Here is a 20,879-nt window from a genome sequence, read left to right on the forward strand (position 1 = left end):
GGAGCTGCACACCTGTCTACCGGCAGGCAGGGAGAATCTTTGCGAAACTTAGCGCTCTTTGCATCTCTGCGGTTAAATAGGAAGCTATACAAAGTTTCTTGTCCCCAAAAACTCTAACGTCTATTGTCTAAGGTCTAACTTCTATCTACTAACGACCAACTACTAATTACCACTCCCTAACCAATCCATTCGGCAAAGCCCCCGCTCTAAATTCATCAAGCAGAGCTCCGCTAGCACGGTCAATGCGGCGCACCGAATGCGGTTGCACAAATTGACGGGCATCGAAGAGGTATAAGGAAGAGGAAGGCGCGTGAAAATCCAGACCATAGAAGTTTTGACATTCCAGGCTGGTGATGATCTCACTTTGAAAGCTTCCATTGAAATGATGGGATCGAATATGTTCGCCATCATAACTGAAGAACTCAGAATGATTGGAATTAAGTACCAAACTCCCACTTTCTATCGCTATTTGATCCACTAAAATTCGATTGGAGTCAGGATCTGCCCAGCGCTCTATACGGCCATCGGCGAAAGCCAAATACAGAGCATTTTGGAATACAATTAGATCTTCTAAATCTTGACTGAAACTGGCTAAGCTATAAAGGCTGTCGCCTGAAGGATCATAGGCTTCCAACTTTCGTTTTTGGGCCAGGAGCAGTTTATCCTGCCAGTCTAAGATTTTAAAGGAGGGCTTCGCACTATTGAATTCAGCCAGCAGATTTCCCTCAATATCATAGTGGCCGATCGCATTTAAATACAGATCATTAAGCCATAAGCTCTGCTGCCAGAAATAGAGATTTCGTGGGGCACCCTTAGCTTCAATCGATTTGATTTCTCGCCAGTACTCATCACAAATCAAAAGTTTATTGGAGCCATTCAGCACTAGGTAATAGCGATCCTCGATTTTATGGACTTCCTGTAAAACGTCGCCCAAAGCTTTGTTATTGGCACTTTGAAAAAGTCCGTCCGCATAGCGTTCTTCTTCAGGATCATACTGACCTAAGCCGGCATTGCCCCACATGAAATTGCCTTCATTGACAATGACCACAGAAGTGGAATCCGGAACTACCACACTGCCATTTACCGCCTGTGGACCAAATTCCTTTTGGCAAGCGGCAGAGAGGAGGGCCAGAACAATAAAGAGACTTAGCTTTTTTCCCATCGCCATTGTATTCCAAATCTATAATTCAGGCCGGGCTCTGGTCGCCAAGCAATCACTTGATAGTCGATATCCGCCAAATTATGCAGACTAAAACTGAAACGAATTTGATGAGCGGAGCGAATCCATCGATAGCTCAATTGTAAATCTTGTAATGTATAGCCCGGCAAATAATAGGAGTTGGCTTCATCTAGAAAGTAACGGTCGGTATAGTTAACTTGATAGTTAAGATCCCATCGCTTGTATTTTAATTGTACACCCGCATTTAAGCTATGGGAAGGATTATAAGCCAGGTATTTACCATTGAGCTCCGGTTCTTGCTCATTCTCCAGATTTTGGCTTTGCAAATACTGATAGCCGAGCTTAAAGCTAGTATGCCAGTCTTGCCAGCTTTTATTGAGATTTAGGCTTCCTTCGAAACCATAATTCTGGACTGTTTTTAAATTTTGGGGTTGCCAAATGCCTCCATTGGGCGTCCATTGAATCCAATTATCGACATAGATCCAATAGATATCTCCCTGCCATTGCATTTGCCAATCGGCGATGGAGTCGTGGCCTTCTAAACCCCATTCGGCGGTATAGCTTTTCTCCGCCTTTAAATCGGGATTGCCAGCTTGCACCCAATACAGATCGTTTAAGCTGGGCATGCGGTAATTGCGTCCAAAGCTGAGGTAGCTGTTTAAGGCAGGTTTCCATTGATAAGCAGTGCTAAAGCTACCTGTGAGTGGTGCTATTTGATCATCATAATGCTCGGCTCGTAATTGGAGAGAGCTCCACCATAATTCCTTCCACTGATATTTAGCCCGGCCATAAAGGGCGCTGGAGAAACGATTTTTGAAACCCTCATAGGAATCGGATTGGGCTTCATCGTAGCGACTTTGTAGGGCAGCTTCCCACTTTAGTTTTTGACTGGCCAAGGGTTTAAATCGCACTTGAGCTTGTAAGGATTGGTAATCATTGCGATCGGGCCTTTCGGCGGAAGCCAACTGAAAGCGATTACTGGAACGCACCCAGCCGATTTGCACATAGAGATGATCATTATTGGCATAATTCCGCTGAAAATCCCCAGTAAGGTAGAAATTGTCATCGGCCATCCGATCGTAGAGCGCACCATTGTTAAGGGAGTTCGGGGGTATCTGACGATAGGTCTGATTGTACCAAGCTTTTAAACTTATTAGATTACGTAGTTCCGGTCGCCAAAATAAGTTTTGCTTAAGATGTAACTGTTTGAAATCAGCATTCTGCCATTGATGATTCCGCATAGTTTCGCCCGGATTGCGGTATTGGAAGTCGTTCTTTAAACTACCAAAAGAAACTGCAGTTTGAGCCTTTAGATTTTGCGGTCCATATTCGCTGGAGTAGTCATATTGCTGTCGGCCAAAACTCCCCCCGGTAATACGTAAATCTTGCTTAAAGCTTTGCTTGTAATCAGGATAGGAGTTGATGAGTAATCCGGCGCCTAAATTTCCTGCACCGTAAGAATGGGCGCCTGTACCATAGCTCAGTTCCAAATTATCACCACCATGACTTTGAATTAAACTCAAGTCCATTAAACCTAAATTGGGCGGACTGATATCCAGGCCATTCCAATACACTTTGGAGTGATTGGCACCGGTACCCCGAATACTCAAGGTGGCCACCCCATTGGCACCATAAGACTTAATAAAGAGGTTTGTCTGCTCCTTGAGGGCTTCAGCCAGATTGAAGGCCTGGAACTTTTTAAGGCTATCGCTTCCCAATTGAACCAGGCGATGTCCTTCTTCCGGTGTAATTCGCAAGAAATGCGTGACCACCGTAACCTCATTGATCATGAATCGGGTTGCATTCGAATCCTGAGCCTGCAAAGCACCGAGGCTGATGAATAAAGCTATAAGGCAGGCTTTGATTCTCATTTTTGAATTTGAATGTGGAAGCTTTGCGCTTGATGCGAACCCAACTGAGCTTCTAAGATATAGAGTCCATTGGGGAATTCATCCAAACCGATTTGCTCGTCATTTGCATCCTTTAGAAATTGCCCTTGAAGGTTGTACAATTTTAAGCTTATTGCTGAAGGGACGGCAATTTTGTCTTGGGCCGGATTGGGATAAGGCACAAACTGCGCGAGTTTTTGATTTTCTAAAGCTAAACTGCTGGGATGAAGCAAAGCCAGGGCATCCAGATCGAATCCACCCGAAGCGAAGTCGGTGGGGTAGGGATCATTAATAATGCGACCTTGGGCATCGCGTGTGGCCCAATTACCTTGAATGCTGCCAATCACATCTACTATTCGGATATAGCGGATACTGTCTTGCAAGCTGATTTCGGCTAAATCGAAAGGTAGCCCAAAGTCGGCACGGTACTTCCCCGCCAAATTATGCACCTTAGTTGGATCACTAGCTCCAAAGGCACCGGTTTGTAAATTAGTGTCCAAAAGGCTTTGAGCAGGAAAGCGTTCAAAATTCTGCCCGTCGGAGCTTACTTCTACAAAGGCGAATTCCAGGAAAACATCACTAAAGCTATTTTCGAAAATAGCGAACTCAGCACCCGGTCCATCTACAATAGCTGGGCTGATAGAATAGGTCGCCATGCCGCTATCCCCCAGGCTAATTACCTGTCCATTGGCATGTCCGAGGGCATCTGCACTATCACCATGACTAACCAGACCCAGGCTTTTATTGGCAATGTCGAGATAACCCCTTTGAATTAGCACCGATTGTGCCCAAGATGCAATCAGACTGCTGTCTTTATGAATAGCAGTGGATCCGGGCTGACCGGCAGCTGGGGCATAGGGCCCTGGCGACTGCGCTTGCAATCCCAGGGCTATGCTAAAGATTATATAGAATGCGAGGCGGCGCATTAATGGATAATCAGCCTTTGGCTTTTTCCATTTAATTGCACAAAGTAGAGACCGGCAGCCCAGTCGCTTAAATCAAGTTGGGCTTGCCCATCAAAAGTTTGACTTACTACTAAGGCTCCTTGTTGATTGTAAACTTGTAAGTCGCCATTCTGCTCACTACTGATGTTTAAATAATCATTCGCAGGATTAGGGTAGATAGCGAATTGCAGCAGTTCTGTTTCATCTAAACCAATACCCGAATCTGAAGCCGGAACGCGTGGACGCAGGGCAGGGGCGAAATCAGTATAAGAACAACCAAATAGCTCACCGGCCTTTACATAGCTGCCAATACCCGCATTCATATACCAGTTTCCAACATTTGTGGCGCTCCAGGTACTCCAATAATTAGGTTGCCCACCTAATCCGGACCAGTTTTGATAGCTGATATCATTGAGGAAAGAGCCAGCATTAACGGTCAAAGTAGCAATGGTTTGATCCAAATCTTGAAGGATTTGCGAAGCTTGTACTGAATCGTTAAAGAGGTATCCGAATACCACTTGCCCTGAATCGGCTAATTGAAAGTCGATGAATAAGGCCATGCTATCGCTGCCACTGCCAATCCATTGGTCTACCTGAGAAAAGTCGAAACTCTCCGGATTAAAAGCCGCGATGGGTACTCCTGGTACTGCGGCCGGACTAAAGTCAGTATAGCTAAGGGCAAACCATTCACCATCCACCAAGGGAGTAGCCAAACCGGAATTCATAACCAGGCTGGCGGTATCGCTACCACTCCAGGTACTCCAATAATCAGGCTGACCACCAACACCGGAATGTTGACCGTAAATCACATCATTTAGAAAACCACCGGCAGCGGCAATGCTGAGGTTCGCATCCGCAGCAGCTACAGCATTAAGCAGGTCTTCTCCTGTTTCATTACCTGAATAGGCATAGCCCCAAGCGTAGGAGGAGTCGGTAGTTCCATCATTAAAGTCGATTACCAATAAGGTAGAATCGGTTCCGGAACCAATCCAGAATTGTACTTCTGAAAAAGAAAATTGAGCTGAAAGGGGCTGGACCAGAAGGTTTAAGATCAGCAGCCCGAGGAATAGTTTTTTGCTCATGAAAATCATGAATTAAAGGTTGAACAAAAAACTTCCAGGGAAAAGTAAAGCGAGTTGTTACCATTTTTCAATGGGCATCCAAGCCTTATTGCCTTTATCCTGAAAGCAAATAAGTAAGTGCTGATGGCAGGTCTTCTGACTTATCTCCTTTTTAACGCCTTCCCGCTAAGGCAGTGGCTAATGCTAAAAAGTATTGAGAATTACAGCTTCAGGAAAAGTCCCGGATTTACACCGGATTCCCTTTTAACTCTAATGGTTGAACCATTACAGACCAAAAGCGCCGCAAAAGTAGGTGATTTATTTAAGTTTCTTGATGAGTCCGGTAACTACTCCCCAAATCCGAAAATCCATAAAAGTGGTGATGCGCAAAGGCTCAAAGGCCGGGTTTTCGGGCTGAAGGTAATAGGCATCTGATTTCTTAATCAGGCGCTTAACCGTATAATCGCCATTAATAACGGCTAGGATTATTTGCCCTTCTTTAGCTTCCAATTCTTTGTCAACAATTAGGAGATCGCCATCATCAATTCCGGCCCCTACCATAGACTGACCGCTTACCCGAACGCAAAAAGTAGCTTTAGGATTAGCCACTAATTCGTGAGAAAGGTTGATGGTATCCGGAAAATACTCCGATACATAGGACGGATCACCAGCGGCCACCCCCACATCAAAGAAGGGGATTTCGATTCCGTTTTCAGTATTGATTGCGTAGATGCTCAGGGACATAGCTAAAGCTTAAGCTGTTAAGGTACTGGAAATGGAAACAGGGAAATTTAAAGTTTAGATACTTTATTAACCATGCAATGTTGGAACAGGACAATAGCTTTGGATCGAATTGCAAATTCGATCCAGACTTATTGGGTAGAATTTATAATTCTACTCTCTACTGGGTCGAATTTATAATTCGACCCTAAATCTTCCTCATATATCTGCTCCAAAACCTCCACATAAGGTCTTTGATGGTAAAAGCCCTCTGCAAAAGCTTTTCGCGCCGCATCCATTTCTTTTTGCGCTTCTGAATTTTGGTTTTTTTCCATCAGCAGTCGGGCTTTGTGATAGTGGCCATCTGCCAATTGCGGAAAGAGTTCCAGCACCTGATTGATTTCGGCCAGAGCCTGATCCTTTAGATCGAGTTTTTCCCAGGCTAGGGCCCGGTACAAATGTGCATAAACATCAACCCATTCCGGACCGGGATCGGCGCTAATGCGGTTGATATAGCGACTTAGAAAATCCTGAGCCTTTTGGTAGTCTTTTAAACCATAGTAAGCGATGCCTCGCATATAGTCATGATCTTGCGCTTGCGAATTGCCTACCATTCCCATAATGGAGTCCTGAAGATTAAAGTCGGCAATCGCACTTTCGTAATCACGATAAAAGTAGAGGTAGAGATAGCCTCTGAAGCCTGCCCAGGGATCGGGTTTTAAATCTACCGCCTTGCCGTAGAGGTAATGCATTTCATTGGCGATGCCTCTTTTAACTCGGGGGGTACCCATTTCGCGCCAAATGTCACCATTATTGGGGTCTAGTTCCAAAGCTTCTAAAAGGTGAAAATCCGAAGCGGGGGAACCCTGATAATGATAGCCAGAACCTCTTTGAAGATGTTCGGCATATAAGGGCTTTTCTTCCTCACTAAAGTCACGATGATACCATTGATGATCGCTACTGCAAGCTCCGAGAATAATAAGGGGGAGGAGTTTAAGGGAGGTAGTCCACAATTTCACCATGGCTGATTTTTAAGGTTAGATAGGCATAGGCATCACGCTTCTCTTCCCGGATTAGGGTTGGGGTCCAGGAACCAGGACCAGAAAAGATTTTAAATAGTGCCTGAACCAATTTGGGCTCTGCTTCAATTTTTTGATAGTCGAAATCATAGGCTTCCGCGATGAAGCGGCCGGCTACACCTTCGCAAGAAATGACAAATCGAAAAGTGAGCATGCCTTCGAAATTTTTCAGCAAGCTCGGATCCAAATGCTCTTCGATATGAGCTGTCAAAGATGGCTTTCCAGCAGTGAAATGCGCATCGGGATCTCCATTGTAATAGTCAACGATTTCTGATTCTGATCCACAAAGTTTAAAGCCTTCCTGACTGCCGAGGCTTTTTTGCGGATCAATCCAGGCCACGCGCTTTTTACCATGATTGGCCCGTTTTTGAAACTCGGCAATTGGCATTTGCTCAATCAATTCAGAGAAGAATTCTCCATCTTCGCTTTGTTCCCATTTCGACCATAGTCCTAGTCCTTTAATATAAATTTCCCAGGCTTTCCAGCTTTGTAGCGTGCTGTCTTGCTCTAGGTTTCGATAGGAACGATTGTAGAGGAATTTGTTGCCAGGTCGCCCCTCAATAAGGGTATCGAGCATTTCGTATTGATGACTAATGTACTGATGCTCTTGCTCCTGATATTGATAGTTTTCACGGTAAAAACCGCCAGCATTTTTCTCCCAGTACTTTACCAGTCCGGATTCAATTTCCACTCTAGTAGTATCGAGACCCCGCATATACCAGGCGGAGTCTACAAAGAGCTGAGCATCTTGATAATGATAGTATTGCCAGCCCTTTAGTTCGTAGGCGGCATCGTAATTACTAATCTTGATTACTTGATTGTCTAATAGCTGATAGCCCGTATAAAGAATACGGGTCCTTTGTTCCAAATTGGGATCCTTAGGGATATAGTGGTGGTAATACTTATTTACAAAACCCTCTTTGAAGATTTTCGTAGGGGGGAAGTTCTCCAGAACGGGCTGAGGCTGAAAATCACAGGCCCAGAAGAACAGCGGTAAAAGGAATAGGGTTTTTCGCATGCTTCGGCTTCTCTAGGCCTAAACTAAGGGTTTTCGAATGGAAGGGAAGGGTTTGGAAACTTGTAGATGTGTTAAAATTGAAGAGGTAGAGGGTATTTGCGGTTTGTTTCACCGCCCGCTTCGTTACCCGCCTACCGGCAAGCAGGGAGGAATTTCGAGCTGTTTTGCGGCTTTGCCTTGCGGTTAGCTTCACCGCCCGCTTCGCTTGAGTCGCAGAGGGCGCAGAGTTTCACAGAGGGGTTTTGCGAACCTTTGCTTCTTTGCTTCTTCGCGGTTTCACCTTCCACATTTCAATTTTGTAAGAATCACCAGTATCCCTTGTCCTTAAAACCACGAACTACGAACGACCAACTACTAAATACATATTTCAGCCCCTAGGCCTCTACTCTCACCCTCAAAAAATCCTCCATCATAACCTGTACATCCGCGGCAATGCTGAAATCCGACCACGGAGTTTTTAGTTTTTGCAAGGCGATTTGTGTTGCCCTTTGAAATTGACTTTGAGCTAGATAGCCAAAGAGAACATCGGTTTCATTTTGATAGCTTGAGGAGACACGATGACTGAGGTCCGCTTTTTCCAAGTGGAAGCCCAATTCTAAAAGGTGAGCCTTACGGGATACCCCATCATTAATGGTAAAGGCGATATTTTGGATATCACTTTTTGCAGCAGATTTCAAGATAAAATAGCGCATGGCCGCACTTAATCCACGACCTCGGTAATCTTGGTCGGTAGTTAGTTTGTCGAGCAAGAGCACTGGATACTCTAAATTCTGTTGCAGGCGAATATCGAATAAGCGTTCAATTTGCTCCTTGCGAAAGGCGATGCTCAATCGAAAGCTGGAAATTGGAATTCCATTTTGACTGGCGATGTATAGGATTAGCGCATTCTCATCATCGCTATTCCATTCTAAAAAGCGATCATCACTAACTTGGGTTTTGGATCCTTTTTGATAGGCTTTTTTTCGAAGATCAGAAATGGCCTGGGCCTGGGCAGAACTCGCAATTTTTAACTTCATGAGGCATCAGCTTGGTACAGGTATATAATCCGGCTGAAGATAAATTGCGAATGTTAGCTAAAGAGTAAGAGGGGGTTACCCTATTAGTAATTTTAGGGTGGACTTATTTTTCCTTCAAAGTTTTAAGATGCTGGATGTAATTCTGTAACAATCCATCGATTTGTTTGGCAGCTACTGGATTGGCGGAATGAACATGATATTTCAAATTGCTTAGATCCAAACCGGATTCATAAACTAACCATTTTGCGGCAGCATAGCCATCGGGAGCGAGTTTACCATCTGAATCCAATCCTAGATCATTATCAAAACTTATAAAATCAGGTAGACCATTTTGCTGGATATACCTTACAAAAGCATCATAAGTGCGAACAATATCAAACTCTTGCTCCAGGTTTTTGGGGTAGACCATGTCAATGCTACGGATATCGTCGAGAAAAAGCTTTTTCATGAAAATGATTAGGCTAGAATTAGATGCTTAGCGGGCTTATAGAGTCAATCCTAAGATACTCTAACCATTCCAAGGGCTTGGCAAGGTTCGCAGAATTAAACTCCAGGTGAATCACTCTTCTTGCTTGCTTTGAACTACTTCTGCTAGAGGCATGCATTAATAATGGACTCATGATATGGATGCCACCTTTTTGCACTTCACAAACTTGCTCTCCCTTAAGATTGGCTTCAGCTGAGCGAAAACGATGAATTCCCTTTTTATGTGATTTAGGAATAATCCGCAGAGCACCATTTTCAGCTCCGGTATTATCTAAATGGATTCTGATAGTAATGGTGTTTTCCAATATTTCTAGTGGAGGTTCTACGCCGTATTGCCCCTTTTTTAAGGTCCAGTGTCGATATCCTGTAACCGATGCTTTTTCCTTTACGGAGATGCTCAAATCTTGATGATAGGCAACAAACCAATTCGACTGACCGGCTTTATCAAAATAGATGGCCTTGCTTAAGAAGTAATCAGCACTAGCTAATTGTAAAAATATTTGCGAGAAATAAGGGGTGAAAATCAGATCACTTAATCCAGGAACTTGAATCAGCAATTGACGGATCGCAAATAGGTTTTCATTTTCAATTAAAGTTCCAGGCTCGGGCTTAGCTTGTTCCAAGAGATCAATCATCGCATTGATTTCAGATGCATTGAAAACACCGGGGATTATACTAGATCCTAGCTCTTCAAATTCTTTCTTATGATTGATGATATTCATTGTAATGTGATCTGAAGGCTAAATATACTCCTGCTAAATATTGTTTTATCTCCAATTCCATCCTCCGGATTAAGTGACAACCATTTTTAGGCGGCATCGTATCGTCTAACTACTAACTACTAACTACTAACTACTAGCTACTAGCTACCAACAACCAACTACCTTTCACTCAAAACCTTGTTAATTTCTTCCTTCATCAAATCATAGATCTCCCAGGCTTTTTCAGGATCCGTATGTCCTCCCGATTTTTGATAGCGCACTATCCCATTTGCATCCAAAATCAAATTGCTCGGGTAGCCAAAAGCCAGTCTGTATTGATTGATAAAATTTCGATCCATTTGAAAGTGCTCGAAATCAAAGGGCTGTAGAATTAAGAATTGACTCCATTCTTCTTGGGAGTCGAAGGTGATGGCCAAGAATCGGATTTTTTGACCTTTAAAATCTTCCTTGAGTTTATTAAGAGCGGGAATTTCTGCTAAGCAGGGAGGGCAGGAGCTGTACCAGAAACTCAGCATATAGATAGTGTCTGATTGAAATAAAAGGCTGCTGTCTCCCTCAAAATTGATGAATTGATCTACCGGGAACTTCTGGTTTAACCAGGGATATTCCGGCGCTTCTCTGGTATTACTTTGGGCGAAGCTTTGGCTAGTGAAGCAGATAAACGCGAAGAGGTAAAAAGAATATTTCATGAAGCATGATTGGCTTTGCGAACAAGATCATGAAAAATACTTAATCTATCGTCCATCGTCTATCGTCTATCGTCTAACTACTAACTACTAACTACTAACTACCAGCCCTCCTAACTACTTCCATTCTCCCCCTTTGCCATCTCTACTGCCCGTCGTACTTTAGCGGCCAAATAATAATCCATGCCGGCAATTTCCTTAAAGGGCCAAACCATGCCCGAATCGCCCATCCGTAAATTGGCACCCTTCGCCGAAGCGGCTAAGTTTCAAGGTAAAGAGGTTTTCCATCTCAATATTGGTCAGCCTGATATTAAAACTCCCCCTGAGGCCATTGAGGCGGTTCGTAAAGCCGACCTCGACGTTTTGTCTTACAGTCCATCCGAAGGTTTTGCCTCTTATCGCAAGGCATTGGCGGCTTATTATGCTAAGAATGGCATTCATATTAATTCAGAGGACTTAATCGTAACCACCGGTGGTTCGGAGGCCATTCTATTCGCCATGGGAGCCATTTGTGATCCCGGTGATGAGGTGATTATTCCCGAGCCTTTTTACGCTAATTACAATGGCTTTAGCATTAATGCTGGAGTGCATGTAGTACCGGTTACCGCCCAAATTGAGGATGGCTTTGCATTACCTCCCATCGAGGATTTCGAAGCTTTGATTACGCCCAATACCCGGGCGATTATGATCTGTAATCCAGGCAATCCAACCGGATATTTATATAAGCCTTCTGAATTGGAGGCCTTGCGCGATTTGGTAATCAAGCATGACTTGTATTTGATTGCTGATGAGGTATACCGCGAGTTTGCCTACGATGATAATTTCCATCAGTCTATCCTCAATTTGGAAGGATTGCAGGAGAATGCCATTGTAATTGATTCGGTGTCCAAGCGCTACAGTATGTGTGGAGCCCGTATTGGTTGTGTGATATCTCGTAATAGCGCATTAAATGCCACCATGCTCAAATTTGCCCAGGCGCGATTAAGTCCGCCCACCATGGCGCAAATTGCTGCTGAAGCTGCCTTGGAGGTAGATCCATCCTACTATGAAGAAGTAAAAGCAGAGTATACCCGTCGACGTGATATTTTGGTAGACGGTTTAAATAGCATTGAAGGCGTATTTTGCCCGAAACCGGCCGGAGCATTTTATGTGATTGCCCAATTACCAGTGGATAATGCTGAGCGCTTTGCACAGTGGTTACTCTCAGCCTTCTCGCATGACAATAAAACCTTAATGGTTGCACCGGCAGAAGGCTTTTACGCCACTCCGGGAATGGGGCAAACCCAGGTTCGTTTGGCCTATGTTTTAGAGCAGGAGAAATTGGTTCAGTGTGTTGAATTAATGCGTTTAGCTCTACAGGAGTATCCTGGAACCCACTATTAATGATCGAAATTCTCAAAGATCAGGATCTTGGTCCTTTTAACACCTTTGGCTTGGCCGAGCAGGCACGCTATTTTGTGCGTATTGCTAGCGAAGCTCAGTTGGAGGAATTGGTGGAAAATCCAATTTTTAAGGAGCAAAAGGTCTTATGGTTAGGGGGCGGATCTAATATGTTGCTTACAGGTCCTTTTGAAGGTTTGGTGGTAAAACTCGAATTAAAAGGTCGGGAGGTAGAAATGCTCTCCGATTCTGAAGCTCGGGTTTGGGCAGCGGGAGGCGAAAACTGGCATGAATTGGTGCAGTGGACCGTTGGTCAGGATTTAGGTGGATTGGAGAATCTATCTCTGATTCCCGGAAATGTGGGTACCGCACCCATTCAAAATATTGGCGCCTATGGAGTGGAGCTTAAGGATCATTTTGAATCCCTTCGAGCCTTTGATTTAGAAGAAAAGACATGGCGTAGCTTCAATCGGGAAGAATGTCAGTTCGGATATCGTCAGTCTGTATTTAAAGGAGAAGCCCGCGGACGTTATGTAGTTACTGGGGTTAGCTTTCGCTTGAGTAGGCAGAATCATCAATTGCGTACCGATTATGGTGCGATTCAGCAAGAACTGGAAAAGAGGGGAGAAGAGCCTTCCATCCGAAGTATTTCGGAAGCGGTAATTGCTATTCGTCAAAGTAAATTGCCCAATCCTGCGGAGATTGGCAATAGTGGGAGCTTCTTTAAAAATCCGGTGGTGAGTAAGGAAGATCACCAAAGAATTCAAAAGCAATACCCCGAGGTGGTGGCTTATCCGGCTGGAGTCGAGCAGATGAAATTGGCCGCAGGCTGGTTAATCGAGCGTGCAGGCTGGAAAGGCTATCGAAAAGGAGATGCCGGGGTGCACAACAAACAGGCCCTGGTTTTGGTTAATTATGGTAAGGCACGCGGGGCAGAAATTAAAGCCCTGGCAGAAGCCATTCAAGCATCGGTATATACTACCTTTGCCGTGGCTTTAGAAGCCGAAGTGAATATCATTTAAAAGAAGATTGAGATGCAAGTTTTTTTAGTGGCGGCACTTTTGTTGGGATTGGGATTTGCCGGAATCGCCATTAAGATTTGGGCGAAGAAAGACGGTGAGTTTTCGGGAACCTGTGCCAGTAATAGTCCTTTCTTAAATGAAGATGGAGAGTCTTGTGCTTTCTGTGGTGCTGCTCCTCAAGACAAGTGTAAAAAGGATGATTCAGAGGGTGAAGCCCGCATCAGCACTCAGCCTATTTAAGTCGGAATAAGGTCCATTTCTGGACAGATCAGCGAAAAGAGATTACATTTAGGGCCCTATTTAAATTGGGCTTAGAATTCTATTATTTGAATCTGAATGATCCGTTTCCTGAAAAAACTGATTAAGTGGTGCACGCCTCAAGGCATGGTCTTTCTCCAAGAGAAATTAGAGGCCCAGCGACTTCAATCCGATAGCCGATATAAGCAGTTTCAGGAGGACTTCTATTCTAAGCAAAAAGCCCATCATTTAGTCCTCTTTAAAGATGCTAGCCTTAATGTATATGGTCAAGGAGCGGAGGATTTACTGCTGCGTTCCTTTATTGCAAATGCCGAATCAAAGCCAGGCTATTATGTAGATATTGGCGCCTTTCATCCGGTGCAAGCGTCCAATACTAAATACTTTTACGATCGTGGCTGGCGGGGGATAAATATCGAGGCTAATCCTAAAAGTGCCGAGCTATTTGCGAATATGCGTCCACGGGATATCAATCTCAATATTGGGGTTTCGAATGAAAATGGAAGGATGGACTTCTACTTCTTCGGAGCAGAGCACAGCATTAATACCTTCAATAAAAATCAGGCGGAAGCCTTCTCACAGCATTTTCAATTGCCAATTAAAGAGGTGATTAGCATGGAAGTACGTCATATAAATGAGGTGCTGCAGGAAAATATTCCCTCCGGTCAGGAAATAGATTTTATCAGTATTGATATCGAAGGAATGGAGCGCAAAATCCTCGAAGCCATCGACTTCAAAATGTTCCAGCCCAAGTATATCCTTATCGAAGATATTAGCCTTGAAGGGGATGAGCTCGATTTTAAAAACTGGCTAAAATTGCAAGATTCCTGGCAGCATCAATACCTTTTAGCGCAAGGATATCAATTGCTGGGTAAAAGCCCATTAACTCTGCTTTATAAGAAAGGAGAGGCCTAGTTCAGCACTCGCTTTTCAAATCCTTCCGACTGATATACTTGCCAACCTTCTTTTCCGGCTTCGGTGTATATCAGATAGACTTCCATTTTACCGGGATGACTTTTAAGGTAGTTTAAGCAGCCTTTTAAGCCCATGCTCATAAAGGCCGTGGCATAGGCATCGGCTTCCATACAGGTAGGTGCCAATACCGATACACTGAGTAAATTGTTTTTCGCAGGATAGCCCGTTTTGGTATTAATGGTATGGGCATAGCGCATTCCACTGAGGCTATCTACCCAAAACTTGCGGTAATTTCCGGAGGTGGCTAAGGCGAGGGAATCCATCCCCAAAATAAACTGGAAGCGATCTTGCTGATCAATATCTTCAGTGGGCTTATCCACACCAATGCGCCAAGCTTCTTCTTTAAGGTTATGCCCCAGGCAGCGTACTTCACCGCCTACTTCTACCATATAATTGCTAATTCCGCGGGCTTCCAGCATTTCGCAGAGTAAGTCTACAGTATAACCTTGAGCAATGGCATTATAGTCAAGCTCCATTCCACTGGGTATAGCCCAAGGAGAAGAGATGGGGCTTAAGCGTTCCAATCCTATATAGGCCTTAATGCTGTCTACTTCGGAGGTATCTACTGCTCTACGAGCATCGGGCCCAAAGCCCCAAAAACGAACCAGTTTACCAACGGTAGGGTCGAAATAACCGCCCGAGGCTTCCCAAACTTCTACCGATTTGTTGTGTACGATTTGGAAGATATCGTCGGTTGCTATGGTGTCTCCACGATTTATCCGACTGATCAATGAATTGTCTTTATAGGTGCTTAAGGAAAAGTCTACCGCCTCGAAATGCTGCTTTAGAATTTCATCCATATTGGCAATATCATCGCCTTTGTACAAATAGCTGATATGGAAGGTAGTTCCTTGTGCATAACCATTGTAATGACTTTCTTGAAACTGATTAGGATCGCTGCAACTTTGAAGAAGGATAAGAAGCAGGAAGAAACCGGCAAAGCGCATAATTTTCATTTTGGGCAAAATTAAGGGCTTTAGGCCTTCCGCGAAAGCATCGCCAAAAATAGAAACATCAATAATCCATTGATGATCAAATGCTCAAAGCTCATGCTGTACTGATACCATTCTTTGGCATAGTACCTAATCCCAAAAGCCAGTAGGGGCGAGGCAATGGCAGCCAGAGGTACCCATTTGTCTTTTACGGATCGCTTGGTGTATAATCCAAAAGCATAGAGGCCTAAAAGTGGGCCATAGGTATAGCCAGCCGCAGTAAAGAGCTCATTGATTACACTATCATCATTAAGCTGACGGAAGATTAAAATCACCAGAAAGAGTACAAAGGAGAAGCCGAGGTGCACCATTTTTCGGGTGCGTTTCGATTGTTTGGCCTCCATTTTTTCAATGCGTAGAATATCCACACAAAAAGCAGTAGTTAGTGCTGTGAGCGCAGAGTCGGCACTGGAATAAGCTGCGGCCACCAAACCCAGGATAAAGAGGATTAATACCGTAGTTCCGAGGGTACCACTTAAGGCAACTTGAGTATAGAGTTGATCTGGCTTGCTAAAGCTGATCGCCTGGGCATCGGCAAAGTCGTAAAGCAGGACCCCCAGGGAAAGAAAGATAAAGTTGACCACGACCAGAGTAAGGGCCAGCCAAAACATATTTTTTCGAGCATCACCCAGGCTACGGCAGCTGAGGTTCTTTTGCATCATATCCTGATCCAAGCCCGTCATAACAATGGTTATAAACATTCCACTCAGGAAGTTTTTAAAGAAGTAATTACCGGATTTCCAATCATCGAAAAAGAAGATTCGCGAATAATCGGAGTCATTGATATAGCTCAGCAATCCACCCTCTGGAATTAGCTTTTGCTGAATGGTGACAATAGTGATGATCACCGCGGCCAGCATAAAGGTGGTTTGCAAGGTATCAGTCCAAATAATGGTTTTAATACCACTGCGGAAGGTGTAAACCCAAATCAAAATGATGGTAATAACCACGGTTAACCAGAAGGGAATTTCCAGCGAATCAAAAATGGCTGTTTGCAATACAATGGCGATGAGGTACAGTCGAAAAGCTGCGCCAATCACCCTTGAGATCAAGAAGAAAATGGAGCCGGTGGTATAGGAATTTCTGCCAAAACGCCCTTCTAAATAGGTATAGATACTGGTTAATTGCAGGCGGTAATAGAGAGGGAGCAGCACTTGAATAATCACCAAATAACCCGCCACATAGCCCAATACCACTTGCATATAGGCAAAGGAATTATTAGCCACTAATCCCGGTACGGATAAAAAGGTTACCCCGGATAAGGAGGCCCCCACCATACCAAAGGCCACCGCATACCATGGACTTTGCCGATTGCCTAAGAAGAAAGCCTGATTGTCGTCGCTCTTGCCAGTAAAATAGCTGATCAAGATTAAGAGACTGAAATAAGCGACGATTAGGCCAATGAGCAAAGTTGCATCCATGGAGGAATTTTTCACAAATAAAATAAAATGCCTCTAAGCGCCTTTATCTTTGTCGCATGGACTTTTCATCAAAATATTTGGAAAAAGCGGTATTGGAAATTTCGGGCCTACCTGGAATTGGACGAAAAACCGCTTTGCGTCTGGCTTTACACTTATTGCGTTGCGATGAAAACGAGGTGGAAGCCCTGGCCGGAAGTCTGATGGATTTAAAGCAAAAAGTAAAGCGCTGTAGCTCCTGCGGGAATCTCAGTGATCGGGAGCGCTGCGAAATTTGTGAGAATCCGGTCCGTGAACAAGCTTTGGTATGTGTGGTGGAAGATATTCGGGATGTGATGGCCATTGAGAATACCGGTCAGTACAAAGGTGTTTATCAGGTATTAGGAGCCCTTATTAGTCCTATGGATGGAATTGGTCCCGGAGGTTTAAACTTGCAAAGCCTTTTGGATAAGGTAGAAGAAGGCAAGGTTCAGGAAGTGATTTTCGCTTTGAGCGGCACCATGGAAGGGGAGACCACCGGTTTTTATATTTACAAGAAACTGAAAGATAAAGGCTTAAAGCTGTCTTCCATTGCCAGAGGTATTGCCGTTGGTGATCAATTGGAATATGCAGATGAGCTAACCCTGGCGCGTAGTATTCAGCACCGTTTGCCTTATGAGCAATCCTTACAACAAAATCGTTCCTAATGCTGAACTCCTTTAAGGGCCTGGCGCTCTTTATTGTTGCTTTGGTTTGTCGCCTTCCCTTTTTATGGGCCGGCTATGGCAAGGAGTTCGATGCCTGGAGTAATGCGCTCAATGCTCGGATAATTTCTGAAACCGGAGTTTATGAGGTTTCGCGTTTGCCGGGACATCCTTTGCAGGAGATTTTATTGAGCCTTTTATACCCCATTAATCACAGCTATTTCCTTTACAATTTTCTCAGTGCCTTAATTACGGCCCTGGCGGTTTGGGCTTTTTATGAAATCCTAAAACTGCATCGTATTCCTAAAGCCTGGTATTGGGCCTTAAGCTTCAATTTTATACCGGTTTTCTTTATCGCGGGTACCTACACTATTGATTACAATTTTGCCCTGGCTTTTATCCTTTTAGCTTATCGAAGTTTACTCTTAAAGCAATATGCCCTTGCGGGACTCTTTATTGGATTGGCTACCGGGTTTCGAATAAGTTCCCTGGGTTTTGCCTTGCCCTTTGCCTTGATGTTGGGTTGGCGAAATTGGCGCCCCATATTGCGAATGGGAATTGTAGCGGCATTGATTTCCGCCACAGCTTATAGCCTTCCTTTTTCAGAATACGGACTGGCATTTCTCGATTTTCATAAACCACCCTTTCCGGGCTGGGCTTCAGTTTTATACAAATTGGGCCTTGGTATCTTGGGCTTGCCCTTATTGATCTATTTCTTGATTTCTATCCCAGACTTTTTTCGCCGCAAGGCCCAGCATTTTAGTCCTGATCATTTACAAGCCTTAAATCTTCACAGCTTTTTGATTTTGGTCATTGCCATGCAATTAGCGGTATTTATGCGATTACCTTTCAAGGCTGAGTTCTTTATTCCGGCCGTTCCCTTTATCCTGCTTTTCTGGGCAACTTATACTAAGGAGAGCAAAGCACGATGGATCGCCTATATGAGTCTCTTTTCATTACTCTTTTTTGGTTTTGATTATAAAGATGAGTGGCGAGGAGCAAGGCCCACCGTGGGTTCAATAGAATTTGAGGCCGGAGGGAAAACTATTTACTGTTCCCCATTACAAGGACCATTATTGATCGATCAGGGGAAACGAAAGGTGCGATCCCAAACGGTGGAGCGTTCCATCCTCGCCTTGCAAGATGAGGCACCAGCTTTGGTGATTGCCGGCTGGTATTGGCCTGAATTAGTATTTAAATATCGGGAGAGCCAGCATATTATTGAACATTATTCAAGTGAGGAAGAGCTGGATTCAGCGCGAGCGGCTGGCTTGCGAATTTTATATTTGCCGGAAATCGGTCAGCAGAATGTACTAATGGAAGGACATTCTAAGGCCGAAGAATGGGGAGAAGCCCTTTTGGAACCATGAAGCTTAGCATCGTAATCGTTAACTACAATGTGCGCTACTTCTTAGAGCAGTGCCTGAAATCGGTCTATAAGGCCCTGGATGGCATTGAGGCGGAAGTATTTGTAGTGGATAATGATTCGAAGGACAGTTCGGTGGAAATGGTGCGAGAGCAATTTCCGCAGGTGCAACTCATTGCAAATTCGGATAATCCCGGTTTCTCCAAAGCCAATAATCAGGCGATTCGACTTTCAAAGGGAGAATATGTTTTGCTGCTCAATCCGGATACAGTGGTAGAGGAGCATACCTTTCGTAAAAGCCTAGAGTTTATGGATGCCCACCCCGATGCTGGTGGTTTGGGCATTAAGATGATAGATGGCAAAGGGAATTACTTACCCGAATCCAAGCGTGGACTGCCCACTCCCTGGGTGGCCTTTTACAAGATCTTTGGATTAACGGCCATATTTCCGCGTTCGAAGAAATTTGCTCGCTATTATATGGGTCATCTTTCGGAAGATGAAAATCAAGAAGTAGAGATTTTAGCCGGGGCTTATATGCTCATGCGAAAATCGGTTTTGGATGAGGTGGGCCTCTTGGATGAAGATTTCTTTATGTATGGCGAAGACATTGATCTGAGCTATCGAATCCTGAAAGGTGGCTATAAGAACTATTATCTGGCGGATAGCACTATAATCCACTATAAAGGGGAGTCAACCAAAAAGGGCTCCTTGAATTATGTGCGGGTCTTTTATAAGGCTATGGTGATTTTCACCGAGAAGCATTTCAGCAGCAGCTATGCCCGCTTTTATTCCCTCTTCATTAATCTGGCCATTTACCTCCGTGCAGGGGCGGCCGTACTGGGGCGAATTGTAAAAAGACTGAGCACCCCGGTGGTGGATGTGCTTTTTCTCTACGGCGGACTCTATTATATCAAAGAATACTGGGAGCATAATCACCGCTTTATTCAGGGTGGTGAATATCCACCTGAATTAATGCAAATCGCGGTACCCGCCTATATAGCCTTTTGGGTGGGGAGTTTGTATTTAAGTGGAGTCTACGATAAGCAAGTTCGGATTGTTCAGATATTAAGAGGCTTGATATTAGGAACGGTAGGCATTTTGGTGGCCTATAGTTTAATACCGGAGGCCTGGCGTTTTTCCCGTGCGATCATCATTTTAGGCGCCCTTTGGGCGGGCTTATCATCCTTACTCTGGCGCTATTTATGGTCTTTAATCAGCAAGAAAGCCATTTTGGTTTCCGCGAAGAAAGATCTGCGAATTCTCTTAGTTGGGGAAGGAGAGGAACTGGAACGGGTACATAAATTATTGAGAGCTAATCAGCCATTGCTTAGCTTTTGCGGATGGGTTAGTACGCATAGCGAACATGCTGAGCCTTACGTTGGGAGTACTGAAGATTTACCGGATTTGGTGCGGGTGTTTCAAATCGACGAAATCATTTTTTGCTCGGCTAGCCTTCCGGCGGAGGCCATATTCAGAGCTATGCGTAATCTGCAAGGCTTTGATTTGGAATTTAAGATTGCTCCGGGCGAAAGTCAGTTTATCATCGGCAGTAATTCCATTCATTCTCAAGGATCCTGGTATACTCAGGATTTTAATAGTGTAGATAAACCGGAGAATCGTCGCGCCAAGCGAATTTTGGATTTTACGCTTGCCCTTGGCCTTTTAATTACAAGTCCACTTCTAGCTTGGTTTTTCAAAAAGCCATTTCAGTTTATAGCTAATGTTTTGCAAGTACTCATTGGTAGAAAAACCTGGGTGGCTTATGCCGAAAATGGAAGAAGCAAGGAGCTGCCGCAATTGGCTCCTGGGGTCTTAGGATTGGATTTGGCCTTGCAAAGCAACCGAAGAGATGAGGCCATTCAGCGACAGCTTAATCAACTCTATGCCAAGGACTACGACTGGCAAAAGGATATGGCCTTTATCTGGCAATACCGCAAATCGCTCGGAAAATAAATCTGCTGGGCGATAAGCCCTGTTTTAAGCTCAT

General features: G+C 44.3%; 20 protein-coding genes and 1 riboswitch. Of the genes, 7 read left to right on the forward strand and 13 right to left on the reverse strand.

Features of this window, described 5'->3' with window-relative positions:
* Nucleotides 1–166: 166 nt before the first annotated feature.
* The 11 genes from H4K34_RS15030 to H4K34_RS15080 all read right to left on the reverse strand — a co-directional run bounded on the left by H4K34_RS15030 (nt 167) and on the right by H4K34_RS15080 (nt 10,804).
* Nucleotides 167–1,162, reverse strand: coding sequence for a hypothetical protein (locus H4K34_RS15030; RefSeq protein ID WP_210758209.1), 996 nt, complete (start codon nt 1,160–1,162; stop codon nt 167–169).
* Nucleotides 1,147–3,051 carry a TonB-dependent receptor plug domain-containing protein gene (locus H4K34_RS15035; RefSeq protein ID WP_210758210.1) on the reverse strand — a complete coding sequence of 635 codons (1,905 nt, stop codon included), beginning with the start codon at nt 3,049–3,051 and terminating at the stop codon, nt 1,147–1,149. The genes H4K34_RS15030 and H4K34_RS15035 overlap by 16 nt, the downstream gene beginning before the upstream one ends.
* Nucleotides 3,048–3,995 (reverse strand): T9SS type A sorting domain-containing protein, encoded by a 948-nt coding sequence (locus tag H4K34_RS15040; protein WP_210758211.1) that lies wholly within the window; start codon nt 3,993–3,995, stop codon nt 3,048–3,050. The genes H4K34_RS15035 and H4K34_RS15040 overlap by 4 nt, the downstream gene beginning before the upstream one ends.
* Nucleotides 3,995–5,095, reverse strand: a complete 1,101-nt coding sequence (locus H4K34_RS15045) for a T9SS type A sorting domain-containing protein (protein WP_210758212.1) — start codon at nt 5,093–5,095, stop codon at nt 3,995–3,997. The genes H4K34_RS15040 and H4K34_RS15045 overlap by 1 nt, the downstream gene beginning before the upstream one ends.
* A gap of 108 nt (nt 5,096–5,203) precedes the next feature.
* Nucleotides 5,204–5,386, reverse strand: a riboswitch (cobalamin riboswitch).
* A 6-nt stretch (nt 5,387–5,392) separates the two neighbouring features.
* Entirely contained in the window at nt 5,393–5,818 is a 426-nt protein-coding gene (locus H4K34_RS15050; protein ID WP_210758213.1) for a LexA family protein, read from the reverse strand.
* A 128-nt stretch (nt 5,819–5,946) separates the two neighbouring features.
* Entirely contained in the window at nt 5,947–6,816 is an 870-nt protein-coding gene (locus tag H4K34_RS15055) for a tetratricopeptide repeat protein (protein ID WP_210758214.1), read from the reverse strand.
* Nucleotides 6,788–7,891 (reverse strand): hypothetical protein, encoded by a 1,104-nt coding sequence (locus H4K34_RS15060; protein WP_210758215.1) that lies wholly within the window; start codon nt 7,889–7,891, stop codon nt 6,788–6,790. The genes H4K34_RS15055 and H4K34_RS15060 overlap by 29 nt, the downstream gene beginning before the upstream one ends.
* A 374-nt stretch (nt 7,892–8,265) precedes the next feature.
* Entirely contained in the window at nt 8,266–8,907 is a 642-nt protein-coding gene (locus H4K34_RS15065) for a hypothetical protein (RefSeq protein ID WP_210758216.1), read from the reverse strand.
* A 103-nt stretch (nt 8,908–9,010) separates the two neighbouring features.
* Nucleotides 9,011–9,355 (reverse strand): cyclic-phosphate processing receiver domain-containing protein, encoded by a 345-nt coding sequence (locus tag H4K34_RS15070; protein ID WP_210758217.1) that lies wholly within the window; start codon nt 9,353–9,355, stop codon nt 9,011–9,013.
* A gap of 19 nt (nt 9,356–9,374) precedes the next feature.
* Complete coding sequence (locus H4K34_RS15075; protein ID WP_210758218.1) at nt 9,375–10,115, reverse strand: phytanoyl-CoA dioxygenase family protein; 741 nt, start codon at nt 10,113–10,115, stop codon at nt 9,375–9,377.
* Between the two features lie 158 nt (nt 10,116–10,273).
* Nucleotides 10,274–10,804: a TlpA family protein disulfide reductase gene (locus H4K34_RS15080; protein ID WP_210758219.1), complete on the reverse strand. Its 531-nt coding sequence runs from the start codon at nt 10,802–10,804 to the stop codon at nt 10,274–10,276.
* A 180-nt stretch (nt 10,805–10,984) separates the two neighbouring features.
* Here H4K34_RS15080 and H4K34_RS15085 point away from each other — a divergent pair, with 180 nt between their 5' ends.
* The 4 genes from H4K34_RS15085 to H4K34_RS15100 all read left to right on the forward strand — a co-directional run bounded on the left by H4K34_RS15085 (nt 10,985) and on the right by H4K34_RS15100 (nt 14,373).
* A complete protein-coding gene (locus tag H4K34_RS15085; RefSeq protein ID WP_210758220.1) occupies nt 10,985–12,184 on the forward strand; it encodes a pyridoxal phosphate-dependent aminotransferase in 1,200 nt (399 codons plus the stop codon).
* A gap of 2 nt (nt 12,185–12,186) precedes the next feature.
* Nucleotides 12,187–13,203, forward strand: coding sequence for a UDP-N-acetylmuramate dehydrogenase (gene murB / locus H4K34_RS15090; RefSeq protein ID WP_210760596.1), 1,017 nt, complete (start codon nt 12,187–12,189; stop codon nt 13,201–13,203).
* A 12-nt stretch (nt 13,204–13,215) separates the two neighbouring features.
* Nucleotides 13,216–13,443, forward strand: coding sequence for a membrane or secreted protein (locus H4K34_RS15095; RefSeq protein ID WP_210758221.1), 228 nt, complete (start codon nt 13,216–13,218; stop codon nt 13,441–13,443).
* Between the two features lie 96 nt (nt 13,444–13,539).
* The gene (locus tag H4K34_RS15100; RefSeq protein ID WP_210758222.1) at nt 13,540–14,373 is read left to right on the forward strand and encodes an FkbM family methyltransferase; all 834 of its coding nucleotides are present in this window, start codon (nt 13,540–13,542) and stop codon (nt 14,371–14,373) included.
* On the opposite strand, the gene H4K34_RS15105 is transcribed toward H4K34_RS15100, so the two are convergent.
* Both H4K34_RS15105 and H4K34_RS15110 read right to left on the reverse strand, forming a co-directional pair.
* Nucleotides 14,370–15,389: an FAD:protein FMN transferase gene (locus H4K34_RS15105; RefSeq protein ID WP_210758223.1), complete on the reverse strand. Its 1,020-nt coding sequence runs from the start codon at nt 15,387–15,389 to the stop codon at nt 14,370–14,372. The genes H4K34_RS15100 and H4K34_RS15105 overlap by 4 nt on opposite strands.
* A 20-nt stretch (nt 15,390–15,409) precedes the next feature.
* Nucleotides 15,410–16,846: a sodium:solute symporter gene (locus tag H4K34_RS15110; RefSeq protein ID WP_210758224.1), complete on the reverse strand. Its 1,437-nt coding sequence runs from the start codon at nt 16,844–16,846 to the stop codon at nt 15,410–15,412.
* Nucleotides 16,847–16,902: 56 nt separating this feature from the next.
* Between H4K34_RS15110 and recR the strand changes: the two genes are divergently transcribed.
* The 3 genes from recR to H4K34_RS15125 are packed head-to-tail and all read left to right on the forward strand — an operon-like array spanning nt 16,903 to nt 20,845.
* A complete protein-coding gene (gene recR / locus H4K34_RS15115) occupies nt 16,903–17,529 on the forward strand; it encodes a recombination mediator RecR (RefSeq protein WP_210758225.1) in 627 nt (208 codons plus the stop codon).
* Nucleotides 17,529–18,896 carry an ArnT family glycosyltransferase gene (locus H4K34_RS15120; protein ID WP_210758226.1) on the forward strand — a complete coding sequence of 456 codons (1,368 nt, stop codon included), beginning with the start codon at nt 17,529–17,531 and terminating at the stop codon, nt 18,894–18,896. Before recR ends, H4K34_RS15120 begins: the two co-directional genes overlap by 1 nt.
* Entirely contained in the window at nt 18,869–20,845 is a 1,977-nt protein-coding gene (locus H4K34_RS15125; RefSeq protein WP_210758227.1) for a glycosyltransferase family 2 protein, read from the forward strand. The genes H4K34_RS15120 and H4K34_RS15125 overlap by 28 nt, the downstream gene beginning before the upstream one ends.
* Nucleotides 20,846–20,879: the final 34 nt, after the last annotated feature.

Origin of the sequence: Croceimicrobium hydrocarbonivorans (assembly GCF_014524565.1) — a bacterium.
In the GTDB taxonomy this organism is placed as follows: Bacteria; Bacteroidota; Bacteroidia; order Flavobacteriales; family Schleiferiaceae; genus Croceimicrobium; species Croceimicrobium hydrocarbonivorans.